At 50.8% G+C, this 23,368-nt stretch carries 19 protein-coding genes; 11 read left to right on the top strand and 8 right to left on the bottom strand.

What is annotated here, in order from left to right; all coding sequences use genetic code 11:
* The first annotated feature begins 169 nt into the window (after nt 1-169).
* The 5 genes from NDI52_RS15480 to NDI52_RS15460 all read left to right on the top strand — a co-directional run bounded on the left by NDI52_RS15480 (nt 170) and on the right by NDI52_RS15460 (nt 6,108).
* On the top strand, nt 170-1,408 hold the full coding sequence (locus tag NDI52_RS15480) for a Zn-dependent hydrolase (protein ID WP_190774577.1): 1,239 nt from the start codon (nt 170-172) through the stop codon (nt 1,406-1,408).
* Nucleotides 1,409-1,683: 275 nt separating this feature from the next.
* Complete coding sequence (locus tag NDI52_RS15475; protein ID WP_190774578.1) at nt 1,684-2,865, top strand: ABC transporter ATP-binding protein; 1,182 nt, start codon at nt 1,684-1,686, stop codon at nt 2,863-2,865.
* Nucleotides 2,866-3,007: 142 nt separating this feature from the next.
* Entirely contained in the window at nt 3,008-4,321 is a 1,314-nt protein-coding gene (locus tag NDI52_RS15470) for an extracellular solute-binding protein (RefSeq protein ID WP_190774579.1), read from the top strand.
* Nucleotides 4,322-4,421: 100 nt separating this feature from the next.
* Entirely contained in the window at nt 4,422-5,279 is an 858-nt protein-coding gene (locus NDI52_RS15465) for an ABC transporter permease (RefSeq protein WP_190774580.1), read from the top strand.
* A 16-nt stretch (nt 5,280-5,295) separates the two neighbouring features.
* On the top strand, nt 5,296-6,108 hold the full coding sequence (locus NDI52_RS15460) for an ABC transporter permease (protein WP_190774581.1): 813 nt from the start codon (nt 5,296-5,298) through the stop codon (nt 6,106-6,108).
* A gap of 201 nt (nt 6,109-6,309) precedes the next feature.
* On the opposite strand, the gene NDI52_RS15455 is transcribed toward NDI52_RS15460, so the two are convergent.
* Nucleotides 6,310-7,560 carry a Caspase domain-containing protein gene (locus NDI52_RS15455; RefSeq protein WP_190774582.1) on the bottom strand — a complete coding sequence of 417 codons (1,251 nt, stop codon included), beginning with the start codon at nt 7,558-7,560 and terminating at the stop codon, nt 6,310-6,312.
* 195 nt (nt 7,561-7,755) lie between these two features.
* On the bottom strand, nt 7,756-9,048 hold the full coding sequence (locus NDI52_RS15450) for a sugar ABC transporter substrate-binding protein (RefSeq protein ID WP_190774583.1): 1,293 nt from the start codon (nt 9,046-9,048) through the stop codon (nt 7,756-7,758).
* Between the two features lie 630 nt (nt 9,049-9,678).
* Between NDI52_RS15450 and pilM the strand changes: the two genes are divergently transcribed.
* The 4 genes from pilM to NDI52_RS15430 all read left to right on the top strand — a co-directional run bounded on the left by pilM (nt 9,679) and on the right by NDI52_RS15430 (nt 14,803).
* The gene (pilM, locus tag NDI52_RS15445; protein ID WP_190774584.1) at nt 9,679-10,791 is read left to right on the top strand and encodes a type IV pilus assembly protein PilM; all 1,113 of its coding nucleotides are present in this window, start codon (nt 9,679-9,681) and stop codon (nt 10,789-10,791) included.
* Between the two features lie 21 nt (nt 10,792-10,812).
* Nucleotides 10,813-11,652 carry a PilN domain-containing protein gene (locus NDI52_RS15440; RefSeq protein WP_190774585.1) on the top strand — a complete coding sequence of 280 codons (840 nt, stop codon included), beginning with the start codon at nt 10,813-10,815 and terminating at the stop codon, nt 11,650-11,652.
* Nucleotides 11,649-12,542, top strand: a complete 894-nt coding sequence (locus tag NDI52_RS15435; protein WP_190774586.1) for a pilus assembly protein PilO — start codon at nt 11,649-11,651, stop codon at nt 12,540-12,542. The genes NDI52_RS15440 and NDI52_RS15435 overlap by 4 nt, the downstream gene beginning before the upstream one ends.
* Nucleotides 12,543-12,652: 110 nt before the next feature.
* Nucleotides 12,653-14,803, top strand: coding sequence for an AMIN domain-containing protein (locus NDI52_RS15430; RefSeq protein WP_190774587.1), 2,151 nt, complete (start codon nt 12,653-12,655; stop codon nt 14,801-14,803).
* 118 nt (nt 14,804-14,921) lie between these two features.
* Here NDI52_RS15430 and NDI52_RS15425 read toward each other — a convergent pair whose 3' ends face one another.
* On the bottom strand, nt 14,922-15,254 hold the full coding sequence (locus tag NDI52_RS15425) for a metal-sensitive transcriptional regulator (RefSeq protein WP_190774588.1): 333 nt from the start codon (nt 15,252-15,254) through the stop codon (nt 14,922-14,924).
* A gap of 319 nt (nt 15,255-15,573) precedes the next feature.
* Here NDI52_RS15425 and NDI52_RS15420 point away from each other — a divergent pair, with 319 nt between their 5' ends.
* Together NDI52_RS15420 and NDI52_RS15415 are read left to right on the top strand one after the other, a co-directional pair.
* Entirely contained in the window at nt 15,574-16,689 is a 1,116-nt protein-coding gene (locus NDI52_RS15420) for an HhoA/HhoB/HtrA family serine endopeptidase (RefSeq protein ID WP_347280062.1), read from the top strand.
* A 251-nt stretch (nt 16,690-16,940) separates the two neighbouring features.
* The gene (locus NDI52_RS15415) at nt 16,941-17,495 is read left to right on the top strand and encodes a zf-TFIIB domain-containing protein (protein WP_190774590.1); all 555 of its coding nucleotides are present in this window, start codon (nt 16,941-16,943) and stop codon (nt 17,493-17,495) included.
* Nucleotides 17,496-17,638: 143 nt separating this feature from the next.
* Here NDI52_RS15415 and alr read toward each other — a convergent pair whose 3' ends face one another.
* The 5 genes from alr to NDI52_RS15390 form a co-directional block, all read right to left on the bottom strand.
* A complete protein-coding gene (gene alr, locus NDI52_RS15410; protein ID WP_190774591.1) occupies nt 17,639-18,838 on the bottom strand; it encodes an alanine racemase in 1,200 nt (399 codons plus the stop codon).
* Between the two features lie 254 nt (nt 18,839-19,092).
* The gene (locus tag NDI52_RS15405) at nt 19,093-20,928 is read right to left on the bottom strand and encodes an adenylate/guanylate cyclase domain-containing protein (protein ID WP_190774592.1); all 1,836 of its coding nucleotides are present in this window, start codon (nt 20,926-20,928) and stop codon (nt 19,093-19,095) included.
* Between the two features lie 14 nt (nt 20,929-20,942).
* Nucleotides 20,943-21,326, bottom strand: coding sequence for an STAS domain-containing protein (locus NDI52_RS15400; RefSeq protein ID WP_199307938.1), 384 nt, complete (start codon nt 21,324-21,326; stop codon nt 20,943-20,945).
* Between the two features lie 85 nt (nt 21,327-21,411).
* Nucleotides 21,412-22,002, bottom strand: a complete 591-nt coding sequence (locus NDI52_RS15395) for an ATP-binding protein (protein ID WP_190774593.1) — start codon at nt 22,000-22,002, stop codon at nt 21,412-21,414.
* Between the two features lie 94 nt (nt 22,003-22,096).
* Nucleotides 22,097-22,999: a diguanylate cyclase gene (locus tag NDI52_RS15390; protein ID WP_190774594.1), complete on the bottom strand. Its 903-nt coding sequence runs from the start codon at nt 22,997-22,999 to the stop codon at nt 22,097-22,099.
* Nucleotides 23,000-23,368 lie beyond the last annotated feature (369 nt).

Raw genomic sequence — 23,368 nt, 5'->3', positions numbered from 1 at the left:
ATTTCCGGCCTTCCTGAGTGCAGAGGCCAAAGAATTTCCCGAATGGTATTACTTGTTACCCTATTTCTTTTGGGGAAATTGTATACAGTATACAATTCGGTGAGGTTTTCTGCTGCTGAACTGCTTTGGAAAGCCACATTGTAATTTCTACTCTCATAAGGGGTGCTGTATGGCTGTGCTTTCGCGGTTGGGGGTGAATGGCGATCGCCTGATGGGCTGGATCAATCGCCTGGCGAAAGTAGGGCGACAACCCAATGGGGATATTTGTCGTCTGGCCTTCACCCAGGAGGACTTGCAGGCTCGCTATCTCGTGCAGCAATGGATGATGGAAGCGGGTCTGACCGTTCGTACCGACGCGGCTGGTAACTTGATTGGAACCTATGCGGGGTTATTGGATGGGGTTCCGGCTCTGGCCACGGGTTCTCATATTGACACCGTGCCGTCGGGCGGAGCTTATGATGGCGTGCTGGGTGTACTGGCTGGCATCGAAGTGGTCAAGACCTTGCAGGATAATCAGGTGCGGCTGAAGCACCCTCTTGAGGTGATTGTCTTCACCGATGAGGAGAGTAGTATGGTCGGTGCCCGTAGTATGGCGGGGCTGGTGCCCGAATCTCCAGCCGATCTCAAGTTACGAGATGGGCTGAACATCACTGACTGCCTGGAGGCAATTGGCGGGAATTGGGAGGCAATTAAAACGGCAAAGCGTGGGCGCGATCGCATCGCCGCCTTTGTTGAACTTCACGTTGAGCAAGGGGCCGTGCTAGAGCGTGCTGGGAAAGAGATCGGTGTCGTGCAGGGCATTGTTGGCATGCGCCGCAGCAAAATTACCATTTTGGGTCAAGCTAATCATGCGGGCACCACCCCGATGGATATGCGCCAGGATGCCCTGGTTGCTGCCGCTCAGGTGGTATTGGCCGTGCGTGACATTGCTCTGGTAATGCCGGGTGATCCGGTCGCAACGGTTGGTTATCTGACCGTCGCCCCCAATGCTGCCAACATTGTGCCGGGTCAAGTGGAATTGACGGTGGATATTCGCGACCTCTCCCAGGGCTGTATGGATGCCATGCAAGCACGATTGGAGGCGGAATTGCGGGCGATCGCCACAGCCACCGACACCACCATCTCCACCGAACTTATTCTGTTTGTCCCCCCATCTCCTGCCACCGATCGCATTCAAGCTACGATCGCAGCCGTTTGCGAAGACTTGCACCTGAGCAGTATTTCCATGCCCAGCCGAGCCGGCCACGATGCTATGGAAATGGGCCGTATCACTGACATGGGCATGATTTTTGTTCCCAGTCAGCAAGGCCTGAGCCACTCAGGTCGAGAATACACGCCACCTGAGCAATGTATTCAAGGCGCAAACGTCCTGTTACAAACCTTCTTAAGGTTGGATGAGATGTACTGAGGCAAAAAGGGAATGGGTAATTGGTAAGCGAATAGGGATAATACCAACCTTCTCCCACTTTCCTCTTGTCCCTCCACTTTCCTGTTCCTTTGATCCCTCTCCCTCTTCTCGACAAAAAAGTTATTTGGGATACAGTCTCTTCTCTGGTAATCGTTTGTAGTAGTCACTAAGCAAAGTGCCTTATGCAAACCGAAAGCAAAACCAATGGTTAACGCAACTCTGGCCAGCTCATAAGTTTTTTTGCCTAATTAGGATTTATTCTCCAGGACAAAGCTATGGCTCAATCCTCCGATACTTTGCCCCTTCTAGTGCCAGCAGAATCACCGTCCGATCACAGTTTGCAGCAAGAATTGGCATCCCATTCTGCCGGGGTGTCATTGCGAAATGTTAGCAAGACCTATGGCAACAACTTTGTTGCAGTTCAGGATATTGACCTGGATATTCCGGCTGGTTCTTACTGTTGCTTGTTGGGGCCAAGCGGATGTGGTAAAACCACGACGCTACGGATGATTGCAGGCCACGAAACGATTACCAGCGGAGACATCTATATTGGTAGCACGCGGATTAATGATCTGCCACCTACCCGCCGGAATACGGCGATGATGTTTCAAAACTATGCCCTGTTTCCCCATAAAACTGTTTGGCAGAATATTGAGTTTGGCTTGCGGATGAAGGGTATTCCTAAGGCGGAGCGCGATCGCCGCGTTAGTGAAGTGGTCGAAATTGTCGGCCTCAATCGCTTTGTCGATCGCAAACCTGCCATGCTGAGCGGTGGTCAGCAACAGCGCGTTGCCCTTGCCCGTGCGTTGGTCACCCGCCCGGCTGTGTTGATGCTGGATGAACCCCTGAGCGCTTTAGACGAAAACCTTCGGGTTAAAACTCGTAGCGAACTGCGTCGGCTTCAGAAACAATTTGGCATGACCTTTATTCAGGTCACCCATGGCCAGGATGAAGCCTTTGCCCTCTCAGATCAAATTGTTGTGATGGATCACGGACGAATTGATCAGATAGGGACTCCAGGTGAAATTTTTGCCAAGCCATCGTCTCGCTTTGTCGCTCGGTTTGTAGGTGATAACAATATCTTCGTCGGCAAAGTGGCGGGTGTCGCTGGTCCCAGTGGGCCGGTGAAACTGGAAGTGGACCAATTGGGGACATTCCTGTGTCAGGGAGAAGGAGCTTCTGAGGGGATGACGGCTGCCTGCTGTGTGCGGAGCGATCGCCTCACCCTCCTTCCCTACCCTCCCGAAGATCCCGATGCCCTTAACCAATTCCCCGCGCGCGTGATTTCGGTGGAGTTCACCGGATATATCACTCGCGTCACGTTGCTCACTGAAGCAACAGCAGAAGAAATCACCTATAAGGTTCGCAGCCATGACTGGATGGCGAATCCAGCCCGAGAAGGGCAGTTGGTCACATTAGCCTGGAGCCCAGAAGATTGTATCTTCCTGGCCCATTAGTCCGGGCGAATGTGGCTTTGTCGGTGACTATCTCTTGGCCATCCATGCGGTCTTGAACCGAGTTGCGATCGCCAATTTTTCGGAAGGTTGAAACTCTTAACCTCGTTCAAACTTTACATTTTTCTAAAACTTCAGGATAACTATGGCCAAAATTTCTCGTCGTCAGGTGATTCGCACGGGTTTAGCGGCTGGAGCGGCGATCGCAGCGACTCGCTGTGCCCGTAGTGAAGCTCCCAGTGGTACTCCCAACAACCCGGCTCCCGGCCCCGAGGTCAATACCAATCAGATCAAAGACGTAACCCTCCGCTTTATCGGAACTGGGGTATCGCAGATCAACGAAATCCGCGACAAAGCCCAGAAAGACCTCGGCTTTAAGCTGGATATGCGGGCGCTGAGTACCGAGGAAAACAACCAGATCGCTATCACTCAACCGGGCCAATACGACATCTTTGACGGGGAATATTTCAGCTTGCCGCTGGTCGTACCCTCGGGTAATCTCCAGCCTATCGACGTGAGCAAGATTACCAATTTCGATAAAATTGTTCCCTTCTTCACCAGCGGTAAGTTTGATGGGATGCCTGTGGAAAAATCCCAGGGTACAGCTCCTTTTAAGGTGATGTACGTGAAGGATGCAACCTCCTCGGAGTTTTCCCCCACCCCCACGAACTTTGCAACGCTGATCCCATTCCAGTACAACGCGGATACCCTGGGCTATCGTCCTGATCTAGTGGGTCGCAAGATTGAGTCCTGGGCTGAGCTGTTCAATTCTGAATTCAAGGGCAAAACTGCCATCCTGGATATTCCTCAGATTGGCATTATGGACGCTGCTATGGTGGCTGAAGCCTCAGGCCTGATGACTTTTGGCGACAAGGGCAACATGACCCGCGAGGAAATTGACAAGATTACGGACATTCTCAAAGAACAGAAGCGCAATGGACAGTTCCGCGCTTTCTGGAAGACCTTTGATGAGTCAGTAAACCTGATGTCTTCTGGCGAAGTGGTGTTGCAGTCCATGTGGTCGCCCGCGGTAACAGCGGTGAAATCAAAGAACATTCAATGCGTATATGCTCCGCTAAAAGAGGGCTATCGTGGTTGGGGTGGTGGCATTGGCCTTTCCAAGAACCTCTCAGGTGTTGCGCTGGATGCGGCATACGAGTATATCAACTGGATGTTGGAAGGCTGGGTAGGTGCATTCCTCGGTCGCCAGGGTTACTATAGTGCCGCTCCTGAAACCGCTAAGAAGTACATGTCTCAGGCCGAGTGGGATTTCTGGTACGAAGGGAAGGCCGCTTCTGAGGACATGGTCGATCCCTTCGGCAAGACTCTGGAGAAGCAGGGTGCTATCCGGGATGGTGGTTCCTTTAAGGAGCGCTTTGGCAACATCGTCTGCTGGAACTCCACTATGCAAGAGAACACCTATCTCGTGCAGAAGTGGAACGAATTCATCGCATCCTAATTTGAGGAGTTAGTGGTTCGTGCCTGTTGTGCACGAACCACTAACTTTTTCTCATGCCTTTATTTAAGAATTAATCTCCTGCCATCTTCCCTGAAGGCCCATGGATAGAACCGTTAAAACACTTCAAATTTACGGCCTGGCGATTCCTCAAACCCTTGTTTTCCTGCTATTCCTGGTATTTCCAATCCTGGGAATTGTGGTTGTCAGCTTTTGGCAATTCAACGGGTTTGCTATGGTGCCAGGGTTTACGCTGGATAATTACCGCGCCATTTTTACATCTGATGTCACGCTCAGAACCTATCTGAATACATTTAAGTATGTATTCCTGGTTTGGTCTTTTTGCTTGGTCATTGGTTATCTAGTTGCTTACTTCCTGGCATTTTATGTGGAAGATAAGCGGCTACAAATCATCCTTTTCTTGATATGTACAGTTCCATTCTGGACGTCCAACATTATTCGGATGATTTCCTGGATTCCCCTATTAGGTAAAGAGGGGTTAATCAATAGCTTTTTGATTCATATTGGTTTGATCAATCAACCCCTTGAATGGTTGCTATTTTCTGATTTCGCCATTGTCTTGGGGATGGTGCATCTCTATAACTTTTTCATGATTGCGCCCATCTTCAATAGCTTGATGCGAATTGATCGAAACCTGATTACTGCCGCTGAAGATATGGGGGCATCAGGTTTCCAAATTTTCAAAGAGGTGATTCTGCCGCTGTCGGCTCCCGGTATTGCGATCGGGTCGATCTTTCTGGTCACCATCATTATGGGTGAATTCGTCACCGTTCGTCTGATGGGAGGTGGTCAGTCAGCCTCGGTTGGAAAGCTGATTCAAACTCAAATTGGCAGTATTCAGTATCCCCTGGCTGCGGCGAATGCTGTCATTTTGTTGCTGGTTACTTTGACACTGGTGCTAGCAATTCTGCGCGTTGTCAATATTCGAAAAGAACTGTAATCGCAACGGTGCTGATATGAGAAAGCGATCGCTCACCTTCTATCTTTTAGCCGCCTTCTTTGGGCTCTTTGTGCTGTTTCTCTACGGCCCGATGATCTCCATTTTCATCCTCAGCTTTCAGGGGCCAGAGGGCGGTTTGACCTTCCCGATGCGCGGGTTTAGCCCCACCTACTGGTTGTTGCAAGTGTTTCAGGAACAACGGGTGGGAAACTTTGTGGAGGCGTTCTGGCGATCGCTTGCCCTCGGTTTAGTGGTTACCCTGCTGTCCTTGATTGTCAGTGTTATGGCAGGTTTGGCATTCCGCAGCCGCTTCAAAGGCTCTGGTGTGCTGTTTTATCTCACCATTGCCAGTCTGATTGTGCCAAGCATCCTTATTTCTCTGGGTATTGGTATTGTTTTCCAAATTTTAAAGTTGGAAACCAACTGGTTTTCCTCGGGGCTAGGGGCGCATCTTACCTGGACGGTTCCCTTTGCTTTTCTTATCGTGCTGGGCATTTTCAACCGCTTCAATCCTTCCTATGAGGAAGCTGCCCGTGACCTGGGAGCTGGAGATGTAGTCACATTCTGGGATGTAATTTTCCCGCTGATTGCCCCAAGTCTTTTGGGTATTGGCATCCTGGCGTTTACGCTGTCCTATGACGAGTTCACCCGTACATCTCTAATCTCTGGGCAAAATAGTACCCTGCCGCTAGAGATTTTCGGGATGACGACTAACGTGACTTCCCCCGCTTTGTATGCGCTCGGGACTCTCACGACCCTGTTCTCTTTTGCGCTGATTATCATTGCACTTGTTGCTTACAATGCCCTCAACAAACAGCAAAAAACTTGAGATATCTGGTTTAGAGTAAAACGCACCATCCTACTCTTTTTACCCTAACGAAAATGGCTACAGCTATATATTCAAGTCTGGCACTGTGTCAAAAAAGCGAACCCAAAGCCCTGATTTTGCTGCTTCTTTACAGCGACAAAATCAAGACTTTGGGTTGGGGGTCAATCTATTAATCGGCTCAGTTTTCCACAATTCAAAACGTTATTGCCAGTAGCCATTCTCGCAATTCAATAATCGGTCCAGGATGGCGATCGCCTCCTCATCCCCTGACGTTCGAACCTGGGCCTCCATTCCAATATTGATCAACTCCATTCGTATCCGCTCCAAGTACGTGAGTGGAACTTCTCCCATTGCCACTCGGCTCTGAAGATCAGTTTGATTTTCTATAAACGAGCGATTGAGATCAAAACCAAAGGATTGGGCCAGGGCTTCCACCACGTAACGCTGTTCAGGACGGGCTGTTTCCAGAGTGGCTTGCATGGGTTGATTGAGGATTGCGTCCTGAGTGGCGATCGCTGCCTGTTCCTGCAACCACACCTCTGATGTGGATATGGGTAAATCCGTTGTCTCTTCGTCTACCTTAGCGAAGGCATGGGCCTCTGCATACACGACATGTCCATCGCGGTTGTAATCAGCAGAGGACACCCGTTCTCCAGTACGACTGATGCCGCTCAAGCCTGCGAAGAAGCTGGAGCTGTAATCTTCATAGTCTGCCTCGTTTACCTCAGGGGTACAACCGACTGAGGGGAGGGTACGAATTGTGGCGAAGAAGCCACAGCGGTTTTGAGAGGCTACCCGGTTAAAGGGTTTGCCACCTTCGTACATTAAGTTGGCGAAGGAACCCGAATAACACTGGGCCATCATCGCAACGACGGGTGTTTCTGGTGGGAGGGTGTCGAACACCTGAGCTAACTGTTGAACAGAAACCTGCTGATTACCCCAGAGGGCAATGGCGTTGTTGTTAAGGTCCTGTTCGTTACGCAGACCATGCCCAGTGAAGTAGAAAAAAATGGGACGTGTGCTTCCTGCTTCGGCTCTCTCTGCCACCCAACTGCGTAGATTGTTAAAGGTGGAAGCGCCGGTCAAATTAGGGATGTCGGGCACTTTAAACTGTATCTGCCCCTGCTCATCCATGTAGCGGATGGTGGCCTGCCCGTTCGTTCCGTTGGCGAAGTAAACCTCTGCCGCACTTGGATTGAAACCCATTGCCTGCAGCGTTCGCTGAAAGTAGAGAACGTTCTTTTCCAGAGCAATTTCGTTATAGCTGGGCGCACCGCCACCACCCGCGACAAGGAAATCAGTGGATGAGGCGGCTTGGCAGTTTTGTTGGACTGTTGATCCGGTGCGATCGCCCAAAACCTCCTCCAGCACCACAGGCAGGCCTACGCCAAACAGAAGACTTCCACCAATACTGAGCAAAGAAAGACGCCACCAGGGAAATCGATGGGGCATGGTGCGATCGTCCTTATGTAGAATTTGCCCCTGATCATAACCTTCCAAAGAAAAGCGTGGAAGCTTTGCTCCCACGCCTTTTATATCTTTTCAATATGAAGATGCGTCTCATGTTCTACATCTTGCCTAAGCAGGCGTGGAACGTTAAGCGCATCTCCACATTGGATTGGTAATAGAAGATCTTAGCGAATTCCTTTACCGATCATTCCATTCTGTTGCGGCATCCGTTACCGCTTGATCGACTGTTTTATCGCCCAACATCGCTGCTTGCAAATTGTCATACACAATCTTTTGCAGTTCCTTAATATCTTTGTTGGCGGGTAACAACACCTCAGCATCCTGCATCTGCTGAGCGCTCACAGCGCGGGCTTTATCCAGATTAGGGGCCGACTCGGCCACATCTGTAAAGTAGGGATCTTCTAAAGCCTTCGTGGTAGACGGCAGAACATTGGCTGCCTTCGCAAAAGCCAACTGGTTCTCATCGTTGGTGATGAACAAGGCAAACTTCACAGCGGCATCCGGGGCATCCGTGTTGCGGGGAATCACCAGATTCATCACGGCAACGCTCTTTTTGCCCGTGGAGCCAGTGATTTGGGGAGCGGTTTGGGAGACCTGGGCGATCGCCGGAGCATTAGCTTCAATGGTCTTCAAAAATTGGGGTCCCGAATTCAAAATAGCGGTATCCCCAGTCTGGTAAAGCTCTAAGGCTCGACGGTGACCCTGGGTCAAGACTTCTTTGGGAAGCAATCCGTCTTGATATAAAGTTGTCCAGTATTCAAATACAGCCCGACCTTCCGACGTATCGAACGCTGCTTTACCGTCTGCGTCCAGAAGCTGCGCTCCCATCTGGGTAAATGATTGCAGCACATCAGCAGAATCCGTTGGAACAAAAGTGGAGAAGAAGGCGTACTTTCCTGTTTTTTCCCGTACCGCTCGGGCTACTTCTGCCAGTTCTGCATAAGTGGTCGGAGGCTGTTCAAACCCGGCCTGTTTCAACAAGTCCGTGTTGTAAATTGCCAGGCTTGTAGTCAGGTACCAGGGAATCCCAAAAGTTTCTCCATCGAGAGAATTGGCCTGCCAAATTTTAGACAAATATTGTTGCTGAACTTCAGAGGGAATCTTGTCGTTTAAGGGCAACCAGGCGTTACGTCCTGCCAACTGAGCAGCAAAGTCAGGGTTCAGGTTGACGACATCAGGAGCCGTGTTCGCCGAAACCGCCGTCAAAATTTTGCTTTGCATATCTCCCCAGGGGACATCCACCCACTTCACCGTAATGCCCGGATTCGCCTGTTCAAAGGCTGCAATCCGCTCATTAAAGTAGTCAGTGAACTGGGGTTGGAGCTGCATCGTCCAAAACTCGACCTCCGCCTCCCCCGATGCATTGGACGCCCCTGAATTATTGCCAGGGCTGCAACTGATTAGCCAACTCAACGCCAGCCCCAGCAATGCCAAAATCCCAAATCGCTTCCAGGCACGCATTCGGCTCATGATCCCTCCACAGGATGCCATAGTCTTTGCGGCAATCAGGACTCGCTGAATCCGCAGACCTTGATCAATCGTCCAGATTAACCTAAAAAGGACATCCTTGACCGAGCCGCCCTTGTGCTTATGAGTGCTCGGAGGCTTAAGTTGGCCTATGTTTGATGGGGCGGGATACGAGCACTCTACCCCATCAAACAACCCCACCAATCCCGAAATAAAACAACAGTACTCTTGAGTCCGTATGTTCACGGAGAAGGCAGTAGATTTTCAATCTTTGCTGCACTCCATCCGGATAGAGAATCTTTATCCACGAATCAAAAAGTGAATTCCCTACTGAATCCCCTACCCCAAAGGGTTAGAGCACTGAGGATAAGAATTCACAAAATGTGTCTCATTCGGGGTTATCGAAGCTAAGATTATACCTCTAGAATCCTGAGCTCTAAAATTTCTCTAAGAGGTTCAAAGTCCATCCCACCCATTTCTCTCCCTAGTAAGCTTTGTATTGCTGCGCAACCTGAAAAAAAGTGAACTAAATTGGGTACCATGCGCTAGCATCAATCGTTGAATCTATATATTCACTTCCCTTATACTGCGCTGTCTTGCATCCCGCTATTCTGAATACCCGACGGCAAAACTGTGGTTAGCAACTTCAAAGGTCTCTTCTCGAAAAAAACTAAGGGCATTGGTATCGAACTGACCCCAGATCGAGTTAATGTCGCTCGCCTCAAAAAGAAAGGTCAAGGCTTTCAACTGACAACCCTCGCTTCCGCTGAGGTGCCGGAGGGTATTTATCAGGAAGGCCAGATTTTGGACTCGCCAACAATGGCAGAAATCATCCGTTCTGTATTGGATGAAAGTAAGCTCAAAATAAAAAATGTTTCCACGGCGATTCCGGGTGGGCGCGATACCGTAACGCGCATCATTCCCGTTCCTGCTGAGCTAGACGACCGCGAATTGCGCGAGATGGTTTTGAACCAGGAAGCTGGCCTATATCTTCCCTTCCCCCGTGAGGAAGCCGATGTTGATTATCAGAAGCTAGGCTTTTTCGTGGATGAGGACGGTATTGAGAAAGTTCAGGTTTTGCTGGTAGCAACCCGCAAAGAAGTGACCGATTCCTATATCGAAACCTTCGAGCAGGCTGGCCTCACGGTCAATATTCTGGAAATCAGTAGCTTTTCGCTAATCCGTACTATCCGTGATCAGTTGCGCCAGTTCACCCCTCAAGAAGCAGCGGCGATCGTCGATATCGAATTTGAGAATACTGAAATTTCCATCGTGGTCGATGGGGTACCTCAGTTTTCTCGAACGGTACCCATCGGCACGTATCAAATTCAAACCGCCCTTAGCCGTGCAATGAACCTCCCCCCCTCCCGTAACACGGAATTGTTGCAAGGGATGACAGTACCGGTGACGCCGATGGATAGTGTGGGGAGTTCCCCAGGAGTTGCCTCTAACCCTGGTACTGCCGCTATGCTGCGGGTGTTGGGAGAGTTGGCCGATGAGTTGCGGCGATCGATCGACTTCTATTTGAACCAGGGCGACAACATGGAAGTGGCTCAATTGTTGCTGGCCGGGCCAGGTGGGTCGATTGGGCAATTGGATGAATTTTTCTCACAGCGTTTGAGTTTGCCCGCCAGTCAGGTTGATCCCATTGCGGCCCTTTCTCTAGAAGTGGATCAGGAAGTCCCTCTGGCCCAACGTACAGGTCTTGGAGTGGTTTTGGGATTGAGCTTGCGGGAGGCGTGGTGATATGTCGGGAGGCGGGATGTAATGTACAGCTTAGATATCAACTTCTTAAATGACCGGGAGGAGCGGGCTGCTGATGTAGCGGGTCCGCGTGTGCGGGAGGTTTCAGATAGCCCCCGGCCTCTTTATTTAGGAGCGTTAGTTGGGCTGCTGTTGCCAGCTTTGGCTGGGGGCTTATGGTTTTTCTTGCAAGCACAGCGTAGTAGCTTGCAAGCAGAGCTGGATGCCCTGAACGCTGAGCTAGTCAATGTGCAGGCAGCTCTACAAGAGGTGCAAACCATTCAGGGGCAAGTGCAGCAAATTGATGCTGAAAACCAAGCCCTTGCCACTGTTTTTGATCAGATTCAGCCATGGTCTGCACTACTTCAAGATGTTCGGACCCGAACTCCAGGTGGTGTACAGGTCTCTAATATCATCCAAACACAACCAGAACCGACAGCGGCTCCGCCTCCGGCTCCAGCTCCAGCGGCGGATCCTAATAACCCTGAAGCTTCTCCGTCTCCGGCGGCCCCAGCACCTGTGCCTGAGCTGCCCCCGGCCCGGTTACAAATTCAGGGCATTGCTCGTTCCTTTGATGATGTCAATGATTTTGTACTGCTGCTCAAGCAGTCACCTTTTCTAACCAGTGGTACTGTTCGCCTGGTGAGTTCGACGTTGCAGCCCTATCCGGCTCAAGTTCAATTTCCGGAAGGGGTACAGCCTACGGTTGAAGTGGAACTGCCAGATGTGGTGAATTTTCAGATAGAAGCAGAACTAACTAACCGTCCTGCGTCTGAGTTGTTGCAAAACATGCGAAGCGCGTTGGCGGTTGGTCTACCCGCAAGAATTGATGCACTTCGTGATTTGGGGGTGATTCAGCCATGACCGCTGGTGGAGACTTTATTCCCGTTGATGATTTTGATGCCGATCAGCCGAGTTACCCTGTCGTTTTTGGTGTTCGGCTGACTCCTACCGTCAACGGAATTTTATTAGCCCTGGTAGGGGCAGCGGCGGCTACCTGGTTGCTGCTTAATGTGGTGAAACCCGCCTGGGAGGCCAACCAGGCCATTCGGCAGGAGATTCAGACCAAACGTCAACAACTTGTTGATCAGGCTGAAATTCAAAAGCAAATCCAGCAGGCACGACAGGATTTGGCGGAAGCTGAGAAGCTGCGAGCCGACGTGCTGACCTTGTTTGCTGATGAGGAAAGTCTGGAAACGTTGCTGATTGACCTAAATGCCCGAGTTCAAGGGGCTGAGGTGGCGAGTCCAGCCATTGAAGTTGGTGAGGTTCAAACAGGTGGTGCAGCAGTTCTGGAACGGTTCTCGCGGGTTGCCCCAGCGGATACCGGCACACCAGGTGCAGCGGCAGCGGGTGGTGGCGATGTCGTTAACAACGGTTCCTTTGGCTCTGCTGTTAATGGACGCTTACGTCAGCAGGTTTACGACGTTCAAATTAATGGTACCTTTGGCCAAACCCAATCGATCATTCGCAATATTGAACGACTGCGCCCCCTGTTAGTGGTGCGGGATTTGAAAATGCAGCCAGCTAATAATGGCTTACTTCTCGTGAATGAGCGAGGCCAGATTCAGCCTCTAGGTGATCCTCGCTTGCAGACATCTTTCAGGTTAATCGCGCTACTGCCTCCGGAAGAAACGGCAACTGGGGCCCCGGCCGCAGGAGCCACTCCAGCGGCAGGAGCTACTCCGGCTGCTCCAGCCGCTGGAGCTACTCCGGCTGCTCCGGCACCGTCTCCGGCCCCAGCCGCGCCGTAGTCCCAGTTTGAGGCATATTGCCTCAATCACCTGGGTCAGGGTGTCGTCGTTATTGAATGCATGAGTCCGCCATTGCTTTTTTCGCCTGTTTTGCTAAGGAGGAGTGAACTGTGAAACATCTTGGACTGCTTGGACTTTTGGGGGGAGGCGCGATCGCCCTAACCGCATCACTCCCCGCCTATGCCGCTGCAACAGAAGTGACCGATGTACGGGTCAACTCGACAAATGACGGCGGTATGGAACTGGTGTTGGAAACCAGCAGCGGTGAACGGCCCCAAGTCTTTACCGTGAACCGAGGCAACACGCTGGTAGCCGATCTGGTCAACACCCAGCTGAACCTGTCAGATGGCAATGGTTTCCTGCAAAATAACCCGGCACCTGGCATCTCGGCGGTAATGGTCAGCCAGTTGGATTCGAATAGTGTGCGGGTGAGCATCACTGGAGAGACCGGAACCCCTGTTAGTCAAGTGAATCAGACAGATAACAGTATCGTGTTTGATGTGGGCAATGGACCTGCGCTTGCCGAGTCTGATGACGATATCACCTTTGAGCAGCCCTCTTCTCGGGAAACACAGGTTGCCCAGAATCCAGATCCCCTACAGGTGGATGATGGAGATGTGCTGATTCCGGACCCAAATGTGGTCATTGATGGAGTTCAGGTCCAACCGAGTCAGGTAGGTGCTCCTCCAGCGCGTCCGAGGGCGATCGCACCCCCCGTTGGTGACATTGCCGTAGCCACGACTGATATTAGCCCCGAACCGATTAACCTCGGAACTAATGAAATTGTTCCCAGACTCGTTCTGCGGGATGCCCCCGTACGGGATGTGCTCTCGTTGCTGGGTCGAGCAGCAGGACTGAACGTTGCTTTCTTGACCTCTGGTCAAGGCGCTAACAACGCGGGTGGTGGGACGGGGCCTGAAGGAACGGCAGATAACGAGCCACGAATTTCGCTAGATATTGAAAACGAGCCAGTTCAAAACGTATTTAACTACGTGCTGCGTATTAGTGGACTGCAAGCCTCGTTGGAGGGCCGCACGATTTTTGTAGGCCAGACTCTGCCTAACGAATCTCGTAACCTGCTCATGCGTACCATTCGCCTGAATCAGGTCGATGTAACTTCTGCTCTTAACTTCTTGGTGGCGCTCGGTGCCGAGACGGCAGTTAGCCGCGAACGTCTTATTACCAGCGTGAATGCTGTTTCGGTAGCAACCGCTGCTGAGGGGAGTACTGGACCAGCCGTCACCCAAACGCAGACAACAACAGAAAATCGAATTGAAGTCCAACGGGTTGAATATACGGATTCCAACCCTATCCTGCGAGGCTTGCAGGTGACAGGGGATGAACGTACCAACACGCTTACGTTGACTGGGCCGGGGCGTCTCATTGATATCGCAACCAGTCAGTTGACGACTATCGATATCCGCCGTCGTCAGGTTGCTGTTAACGTCCGCGTCATTGACGTTAACCTGCTTGAAACAGATCGCCAAAACACTAGTTTCTCCTTCGGCTTGGGTCGTACAGACTTTATTAACAGCGGAGGGGTTGGGGTGATTAACTTTGGTGAACGAACTCCTGTCTCCGTTATTGGTAACGTCGTAACCGGAGGACAGAACCTGGGTATTGCCGATAATTTCCTAGCACAGCTGTCAGCATCGGTTCGAGAAGGAAACGCTAAGATCCTGACTGATCCAACGCTTGTAGTGCAGGAGGGGCAAACGGCGCAGGTTCAGCTAACACAGGATGTCATCACGAACTTTGAGCGAACTGTCGATGAGGGCGATGGCGAGAATGATGATGGTGGTGGTGGTACTGTTACTGTAACAACGGAAACCGAACCCGCAGGTTTGATCCTTCAAGTTGCAGTGGATCGAATTGATGATAATGGTTTCATTTCCCTTTCTGTCGCGCCATCTATCTCGGCACCTTATGATGAGGAAACTGTCGAATTTAACGGGGACGAGTTTACTGTTACTCTGTTGTCTGAACGTCGCTTGACCTCCGGTCTAATTCGTGTGCGCGACGGGCAGACGCTTATCCTTTCAGGGATTATTCGTGATGAAGATCGAATTGATGTCACTAAAGTACCTATCTTAGGAGACATCCCAATTCTAGGAGCTTTGTTCCGGAGTAGCAGGCGTGACAACGTCCGCCAGGAGTTAATCGTTATTCTGACTCCCCAAATTTTGGATGATTCTGACCAATCCGTATTTGGTTACCGCTACACACCTAGTCGTGATGCTCAGGAGCTGCTGAATCGCTAAAAGTAAGGAAGAGAGGCGATCGCTCCTCTCTTTCTCGTAAAAGGAGCGTGGCGTTGAAGCCACGCTCCTTTTTGATTTGAATTATCTGTGATTACTGAATTGGAATAAAACGCATATTTCAGGAAGGCAAGAATCGATCAAGGGCAGATTTGAGGGCATCAATCTCGGCGTCAATGCTGCCATCTTCTGCGGCCCGCACCATACATTCCGTAAGATGCTCATCTAAGATACGCCGAGCTACTCGATCGAGAGCACCACGAACGGCGGCGATCTGCATTAGCACATCTGGGCAGGGGCGGCTCTCAGCCACCATCTGCTTGATACCGCGTACATGCCCTTCAATGCGGGAGAGCCGGTTCATAATCTGCCGTAATGATTCGGGATCGTGCACATGGGGGTGGGAGTGCGCTCCGGTATCTGCATGGGCGTGGTCGGGCTGGGGGCTATGCATGAGCGCTGCCTGGGGAGTGGAACTTCCCCTGATTCTATCCCAACGTTTGTTTGGCAGCTCAATACAGGGCAATTCAGATTTGCCATCGGACTGGCTTAGCTAACACAATGACAAATCTGATTCTTAGAGAAATGCCGCTTCGTCAATGGGGGGTAGTCTCCCTTTCAACCGAACTTACGAATGGATGGGGCGATCGCTACCATAATAAGAATGAGTCAATGTCTGAACAACTGTCCGTAGTTGATACACAGAACAGGTAAAGGTTATGCGACCGGAATCTCTTCAACGGCGCTGGCGATCGCTCCTGCAGCGCATTTTGATGGTTGGACTGGCGGCTTATCTGGCCTTCAGCCCCCTTCATCCTGCTCCCGTGCTGGCACAAACTCAGGCGGCCTCAACGCGCCATAGCACGAGTTTTGTGGCAGCAGCAGTCAATCGAGTCGGTACAGCAGTGGTTCGTATCGATACTGAGCGTACGGTCACCCGCGAGCCAACGCCATTTTTTAACGATCCCTTCTTTCGAGAATTTTTTGGCGATCGCGGCTTCCCACAGCAGGGTCCCTACGAGGAGCGTCTGCGGGGCCAGGGTTCCGGTTTCATTATTGATGCCGATGGCTCTATTTTGACCAATGCTCACGTGGTGAACCAGGCCGATCGCGTAACGGTGACCCTGAAGGACGAGCGGCAGTTTGCTGCCAAGGTTCTGGGGGTTGATGAAGTGACCGATATGGCCCTTGTAAAGATTGACGACCCTGATGGCAATCTGCCCGTTGCTCCCTTGGGAGATTCAGAACAGGTGCAGGTGGGCGATTGGGCGATCGCTGTCGGTAATCCCCTCGGCCTCGACAATACCGTTACTCTGGGGATTGTCAGTACCCTCAATCGCTCCAGCGCTCTGGTGGGTATTCCTGACAAGCGGCTGGACTTTATTCAAACCGATGCTGCCATTAACCCTGGCAATTCTGGTGGGCCATTGCTCAACGAAGATGGCGAAGTGATTGGTATCAATACCGCTATCCGTGCCAACGCCATGGGTATTGGGTTTGCCATTCCCATCAACAAGGCGAAAGAAATTCTGCCCCAACTGGCCCGAGGCGAGCATGTGACTCACCCGTACCTGGGCGTGCAAATTGCCACTCTGACGCCGGATTTGGCCCGACAGAATAACAGTGACCCCAACTCCTCGGTTCTTCTACCAGAAATTACAGGAGTATTGGTTATTGGTGTCGTTCCGAATTCCCCAGCCGCTAGTGCTGGCCTGCGTCGCGGCGACGTTATTACAGAGTTAGAAGGGCAGGCAGCCACCTCCGCTGATCAGGTGCAACGGACTGTTGAAAATAGCCGCGTGGGTGAACCTCTGCGACTCACCATTCGTCGGGGCGATAACACCCAGCAGTTGTCAGTCCGCACGGCTGAGTTGCAGGGGCAATCCTAGGGCCCGCTTTAAAGTCGAAGAGTTGTTTTTTCGCGTAGGAAGCGCGCGGAAAAATAACCTTTAAAGTAGGCTCTAACCCTTTCATCGAATTCAACATAGGGAGGGTGCACTGCATCCTCCCTTTTCCTTGTTGGAAGGAGCGCAGGGCTTAGTTCCATACGCTTCTTTTGCCACCATGAAACCTTGAGATCGACTGAAAATGGTTCAACTGAAAATGGTTTAATAATGAAGTTTCTTAGAGGTAAGGTTCAGTGCAGTGCCCGAAAGATAAAACCGAATCCCTGATGGATGTGGTGCTTGCGGGAGATTTACCCGCAAAACACTGCCCTGCATGCGAGGGAAACTGGATTTTACCGGAGGTCTACCATGAATGGCAGCAGCAGCAGGAACCTTCCAAACTGGAGCCAGTTCCTGCTGATTTGGATATTGGCTATGAACCTGCTGCTCTGGATGCCCGAGCGGGGCTTTGCCCCGAGTGTCATGGCTTTTTGGCCCGTGCCCGGATTGGGCTCAATCCGGCTTTTTATGTAGAACGATGTGCTCGCTGTGGTGGTATCTGGTGCGATCGCCATGAGTGGGATGTTCTCATTCATCTTGGGCTGCACACTGATGTTCCCTACCTGTTCACGGCAGACTGGCAACATCAAACCCGTGAACAGGAATATTTGGATCGTGAGCGCCGCGCTACCGTCGAGAAGTTGGGGGAGGAATTAGCCCAACAAATTTTCGATCTGGCCGAAAAGCTGGAAAACCACCCCAACGGAGATTTTGGGGTGGCGTACTTGATGCGCCGTTTTACTGCGTAATACTCACTGGTCGTTTTCTACGCATTTGGATGGGGTGTGGTGCAATAGGCAGGAAGTGCCTATTGCACCACACCCCATCCATCGGTTTGAAACATGATCGGTGGATTTTGTGAGGCGCATCGCACCTCACAAAATCTTGCTATTCAATTTTGTGAGGCGGTTTCAACGACCTCTTGCGGATGATTGACGGTCAATCGGGGCAACCGATGCTTGAAGCCACAGAGAATTTCCCAGGAAATAGTGCCGAGGGTATTGGCCCAATCATCCGCTGAAATTGACTCCTGCCCGTCACGGCCCAGGAGCGTTACGACATCTCCAGCCTGCACATCAGGAATAGCACTCACATCCAGCATGAGCTGGTCCATCGTTACAGCACCAATCTGAGGAACACGCTGGCCTCGAATCAGCACCTCCATCCGATTCGTCAACAGCCGGGGAACCCCATCTGCATAGCCAATGCCTATAACAGCCATTTGCATATCCCGGTCAGCAATGAACTTGTGACCATAGCTGACGCCAGTACCTGCGGCTAAGGGCTTGACCTGGGTAATGCGGGCTTTGACCTGAAGAACGGGTTTAAGTGGAATTTTTGCAACTAGATGGGGAGCTGGATGTAGGCCATACATAGCTAACCCTGTACGTACCAGATCGTAGTGTAGAGATGGGTCTGCCAGAGTTGCAGCGGAATTTGCCAGGTGGAGCCGAGGGGGGGTAATTCCAGCGGCTTTTAGGTGAGCGATCGCTGACTCATAACGTTGATACTGCAACTGCATAATCCCTGGGTTTGGATCATCAGCTGTGGCCAGATGAGAATAGACGCTGGCAATTTCTAAGTGAGGTAGACTTTTCACCAATTGCCCAAACTCAGCGGCTTGTTCCCAAGAAATTCCCAGCCGCGACATTCCTGTATCCAGCTTCAGGTGAACGGGCAGGGGAGAACGGGAACGCATCGTACCCATGGTCTCGGAGAAAATGAGTGCTTGCTTGGGGGTGCAGAGGGTCGGTTGTAGTTTCCATTGAGCGATCGCTCTCACCTGCTCTGCCGTGTTAGTAGCTCCCAGCAGCAGAATAGGTGCTTGAATACCTGCTTCTCGTAGTTCAATGCCTTCAGGAATGGTAGCGACTCCTAGCCAAGTGGCTCCGTGGCGCAGGGCAGTGCGAGCGATTGTTACGGCCCCATGGCCATACGCATCGGCTTTGACGACCGCCATCAATTCGGTTCGCGGGGCCAATCGCCGCCGGATTTGCTGGACGTTATGTGCCAGCGCTCCCAGGTCTACTTCTACCCAAGCCCGTTCCCGTAGCATGGGTATGAGATTTGGGGAATGTTCCCAACTCAACATCACATCACTCCTCCATCACACCGTTCACACACTGCCATCAAACCGCAACCTTTGAATTTTCGCTACGGTTGCTGGACAGTTGTTGGCTATTTGTGCCTTTCATTTAAGCAGTACTTTTTCAAATCGATAACTCCATTTGGGTTATTGCTAGCGTCACGTTAGTTAATCCCAATTCGGAATAAGCCCAAGTGCCCATTTTGGCGTGCGCTCTGCACGCACCAAAATGGGCTTTCTCGAACTCAGATTAGTTATGGTTATTCAGGCTGTGTGGTTTCTTTGGCTTCCCAGGAAGGCTTTTTGCCCGTTAGCCAATAGGTCTGCATCAGCCCTTTGCCCTTGATTTCGATGATTTCCCGCTTCTCAAAGCGGTAGTCGTCTTTCAACTTTTCGTAGACTGACTCGGTGACCTGGATGCGACCGGGTTCTCCCTGGGTTTCCATACGACTGGCGACGTTAACCGTATCGCCCCAGAGGTCGTAGCTAAATTTGCGCGTGCCGATAATGCCGGCAATAACGGGGCCGGTGTGAATCCCAATTCGCAAACTTAAGGGAATGCCTGTCGGAGTGTGAAATGTGCGAATGAGCTCCTGCATCGCCAGAGCCATTTCTGCGGTTGCGGCAATGGGATCCGGTATTGGTGTGGGGACGCCGCCCACGACCATGTAAGCATCCCCGATGGTCTTGATCTTCTCCAAGCCCTTAAAGGTTGCTAGCTCGTCAAAGGCCGTGAAAATGGCGTTGAGCAATTCCACCAATTCCACCGGGGAAATGTCTGTGGAAAGGGCCGTAAAATTGGCGATATCAGCAAATAGAACCGAGGCACGTGTAAAGCTATCAACAATGGTCTTCTGACCCCGTTTTAGGCGTTCGGCGATCGCCTGAGGCATAATATTCAGCAGCAATTGCTCGGTTCGCTTTCGCTGATGCCGCAGTTCGGCCTCTGTCTGTCGACGAGTGGTTATGTTTTGCACGCTTCCTTCATAGCACACCACTTTTCCTGCTGCGTCTCGGATTAACCGCACGTTCTCTGCTACCCAAATTTTGGTGCCGTCTTTGCAATACACCTCCGATTCAAAGTCGGAAGCTGATTCAAATCGAGATAGGTAAGCAATTAACTCAAATCGTCGTTGGGGTTGAACGTAAAGTTGACGATCCAGGCTAACGATGCTTTCCATCAGCTCCTCGGGCGAATCGTAGCCCAAAATTTCAGCCAGGGCAGGGTTCGCACTCAAGTAACGCCCTTGGGGAGAAATTTGATAAATTCCTTCGACTGCATTCTCGAAAATGCTGCGGTACTTGGCTTCCACCTGCAACAGTGCATCGCTGCGTTGTTCAACCCGTTGTTCTAATTCTTGGGCCTGTTGCTCTAAGCGTTGTTGGTAGTCCAGAAGCGCGGCTTCGGCTCGCCTGCGATCGCTAATGTCATACAGCGTTGTTAATAACGCCTGATTCCCACCCAACTGCAGCGAATGGACGGAGGCCGATACCCAAACTTCCTGGCCATCGACCCGGCGGATTTGCATTTCATAATTGCGCACATGTCCTTCGGTCTGGAGCCTCTCTAGCAAGTGCTCCTCAGCGTCCGGATTGACCATAAAGTCTCGGAGTTTGTGCCCAACCAGAGCCTGGGGTTCTAGCCCCAGGTGATCACGCGAGGTGATGTTGGCAAAGGAAATGACCCCATCTAACCGTTGGGTCAGAATCATCAAAATAGGCGTTGATTCAGCGATGGCTCGGAAGAGAGCTTCGCTCTCCCGCATGGTTTCGACAGCCTGGGTGTAGAGCTGGTATTCCAGGGCATCACCATGTTCTGCCGTAGCCTTTAAGATCAGCTCAAGGTCTTGCTTATCCCGTAAGACGGTAGACAAAATATCTTGCAGGGCTGTCTCCGCCATTTGGCGCTGCGTCACTTCCGCCTGCAGCCTTTCATTGGTAGATCGCAGTGTAGCTTCTACAACATCGCCATGTTCTACGGTGGCCTGAAGGGTAATGCGTAAATCTTCATTCTCCTGTTTTAGCCGTGCAAGTTCCTCACGGAGAACCGCTACATCTGAACCAGATTCAGGCTCGATCTTAACGTTCGGCTCCATTGATGTTGAACCGGTTACACATATTCCAACGTTAGACTGGGCATCAACCGTTGCAAATTCTTTAATGATTTGGTTTGCCAGAGGACTTTTTCAGAGCCCTTCAGCACAAGATGCACATCTTTTCGTTCACGCACCTTGACAACAAACATGGAAAGTGTACTGATGCCAGAGCTGTTGAGAAACTCCAGATCTGTCAGATCGAGCGTTAATCGCGCCGCTCCATCCACTGCACTCAGTAACAGATCCATGATTGGCTGATACTCCTCCATTCCATCTAACCGCAGAAATCCTTGAATGACGACCGTGGAGGTTTCTGGATACTGAATGATACTATACTCGTCTGTCTTTATTTCCACAGGTTCCCATTGCTCCCGTTCTGTATGGTCAGGCTGTGACATCAACCTTTCCCAAGTCTATAAAAATAGCAGGACTCATTTATTCACGATAGTCCTTGCTAATAAATCCGGGGATGTTTACAAGAGCTTACACATCTAGAGAGACCATCACAGCAACTTGAACGACCTCTGGAGTACTGTCAAGCTCCTGAAATTGCCAACTAAAGCTGGCTCCATAATCATTAATCATCGTCAAGATGCCAATACAGGATTCTCCAGTACCTAAAGCTGTTTTTTCAAGCTGTTGAGCATAGAGCATATCGGGGTCAGAATGGCTCAGCTCTTCAATGAATTGTTGATAGCTTTTGGTGGTGGAGCGATCGCTAAAATTGACCACCTGAAATACGATTTTCTGTTTGTAGAGGTAGAGAGAAATGGTGATGGGGCGATCGCCAACTGTTTCGCTGTATTTCACTGCATTTTCCAACAGCTCATTGGCAATAAAGCTAACAGCGGCCTTAACTGTATCACGCTGATTAATCTGCCCATTTGTGGGAGTATCGCCTGGAAAAAATGCAGCAAAATAATCTCCCAGAAAGTCAGCCGAGAGGCCATAGTTACGCCACCGTTGCTTGCGGGGAGCGTTGCTGGGGGAGAAATGCAGCGTTAGGTACTCATCACTAGCTGCAATTGTGGATGTGAACTCACCATAAACATGAGTTCCAGTAGTATCAATCATAGATGTGAGGAACCAGCAAGTAGGTTCGTAGTGTCTGAACTGCTTGTAGGATTGGCTTTGAGCGTGTGTTACACACCCGAAGTCAAGGCTGAATCTAGTATTCCTCAAGTTGAGGAGAGCTTAACATAGAGCCATGGGATAGGATGCCCCGGTAGATGATGCGTGCCCGACCCTGTTGTTTCGCCTGATAGAGGTGATGATCGGCCTCGTCTAACAAACCCTGAGAAGAACAGCTCATGTTGGGCAGCACGCTAGAAATGCCGATGCTAAGCGTTACGTAAGGCGACACCCGAGACTGTACATGGGGAATCCGCAAGGCTTCCACAGCCGTCTGCATTTGGCATGCCACCGCAATGGCTCCCCGCAGATCGGTCTTTGGCAACAAGCCGACGAATTCTTCGCCCCCATAGCGTGCGAGTAGATCCGTAGGACGTTTGAGAATCTGGGCTAAGGCTTGGGCAATTTGTCGTAGACAATCATCGCCGGCAAGATGCCCGTAAGTGTCATTATATTCCTTAAAGAAATCAATATCGCATAAAATAGCAGAGAGGGGTGCCATCTCCCGGGCCATCTGCCGCCACTGTTGTTCCAAATACTCGTCTAGGCGACGACGGTTGGGCACCTGCGTTAGCCCATCATAGGATGCGAGTAAGTTGGCATAGCGCAGCTTCTCGTACCACTGCATATCCAGAACGTCCCCATGCTCTGTAATCGTTTGCAAAATAATTTCTAAGTCTTCCTTTTGACGAGAAATTAAATGGAGTAATGTGCTTAGGGTAGATTCAGCCCGCCGCCTCTCGGTAATTTCGGCCTTTAATTGACGATTTGCTTCATGTAATTGAGACTCAATTAGGTCGCCATGTTCGGCTGTTGTTGTCAGGGAAATTTGTAAATCTTGATTGACTTGCTGCAGTCGTGCAAGCTCTCGTTCTAAATTTGTAATTCTGGCATCAACAGGCTGAGCATCTGACGTGTCGTTTGAGTGAGGTTCGATCATGAGAAGCGCTTCGCAAAGCGGAACAAAATTTCTTTTAAAAAGAGGTGTTCAGCCTTGCCCCTGATTGCATTTGTGCTGAAACTTTTTGAGTGAAGCTCATACACAGCATAAATATTTTGTGGAACAGATGCAAACTGCAGGGGCGATCGCAAGTCTCCACGTTTGTTAACCAACAGAAGTTTCGTAAAACAGTTCGGGAATTCTAAAGCTAACCTACCTGGCCAATCGATTTTAGAACCCATGAAAAAGTTAATTTTTTAGGCATGGAAAGCACAAAAAATTAACTTTTTATGGAATTTCTCAAATATTTCCTGCTGCCAGAGGCGTTCATCATTGGGTGCATCCCACTTTTGTAAGTGAGGCGGGCTT

This window comes from Leptolyngbya sp. PL-A3, assembly GCF_039962325.1.
In the GTDB taxonomy this organism is placed as follows: Bacteria; Cyanobacteriota; Cyanobacteriia; order Elainellales; family Elainellaceae; genus Vacuolonema.
Note: the sequence above shows the minus strand (reverse complement) of the source record. Positions and strands in the feature narration are given on the sequence as shown.

Coding starts and splice junctions, on each gene's coding strand:
- NDI52_RS15480 (WP_190774577.1), top strand. CDS start 170: ATGGCTGTGCTTTCGCGGTTGGGGGTGAATGGCGATCGCCTGATGGGC.
- NDI52_RS15475 (WP_190774578.1), top strand. CDS start 1,684: ATGGCTCAATCCTCCGATACTTTGCCCCTTCTAGTGCCAGCAGAATCA.
- NDI52_RS15400 (WP_199307938.1), bottom strand. CDS start 21,326: ATGTCACAGCCTGACCATACAGAACGGGAGCAATGGGAACCTGTGGAA.
- NDI52_RS15425 (WP_190774588.1), bottom strand. CDS start 15,254: ATGCATAGCCCCCAGCCCGACCACGCCCATGCAGATACCGGAGCGCAC.
- NDI52_RS15455 (WP_190774582.1), bottom strand. CDS start 7,560: ATGCCCCATCGATTTCCCTGGTGGCGTCTTTCTTTGCTCAGTATTGGT.
- NDI52_RS15390 (WP_190774594.1), bottom strand. CDS start 22,999: ATGATCGAACCTCACTCAAACGACACGTCAGATGCTCAGCCTGTTGAT.
- NDI52_RS15465 (WP_190774580.1), top strand. CDS start 4,422: ATGGATAGAACCGTTAAAACACTTCAAATTTACGGCCTGGCGATTCCT.
- NDI52_RS15450 (WP_190774583.1), bottom strand. CDS start 9,048: ATGAGCCGAATGCGTGCCTGGAAGCGATTTGGGATTTTGGCATTGCTG.
- NDI52_RS15405 (WP_190774592.1), bottom strand. CDS start 20,928: ATGGAGCCGAACGTTAAGATCGAGCCTGAATCTGGTTCAGATGTAGCG.
- alr (WP_190774591.1), bottom strand. CDS start 18,838: ATGTTGAGTTGGGAACATTCCCCAAATCTCATACCCATGCTACGGGAA.
- NDI52_RS15460 (WP_190774581.1), top strand. CDS start 5,296: ATGAGAAAGCGATCGCTCACCTTCTATCTTTTAGCCGCCTTCTTTGGG.
- NDI52_RS15420 (WP_347280062.1), top strand. CDS start 15,574: ATGGTTGGACTGGCGGCTTATCTGGCCTTCAGCCCCCTTCATCCTGCT.
- NDI52_RS15395 (WP_190774593.1), bottom strand. CDS start 22,002: ATGATTGATACTACTGGAACTCATGTTTATGGTGAGTTCACATCCACA.
- NDI52_RS15435 (WP_190774586.1), top strand. CDS start 11,649: ATGACCGCTGGTGGAGACTTTATTCCCGTTGATGATTTTGATGCCGAT.
- NDI52_RS15440 (WP_190774585.1), top strand. CDS start 10,813: ATGTACAGCTTAGATATCAACTTCTTAAATGACCGGGAGGAGCGGGCT.
- NDI52_RS15470 (WP_190774579.1), top strand. CDS start 3,008: ATGGCCAAAATTTCTCGTCGTCAGGTGATTCGCACGGGTTTAGCGGCT.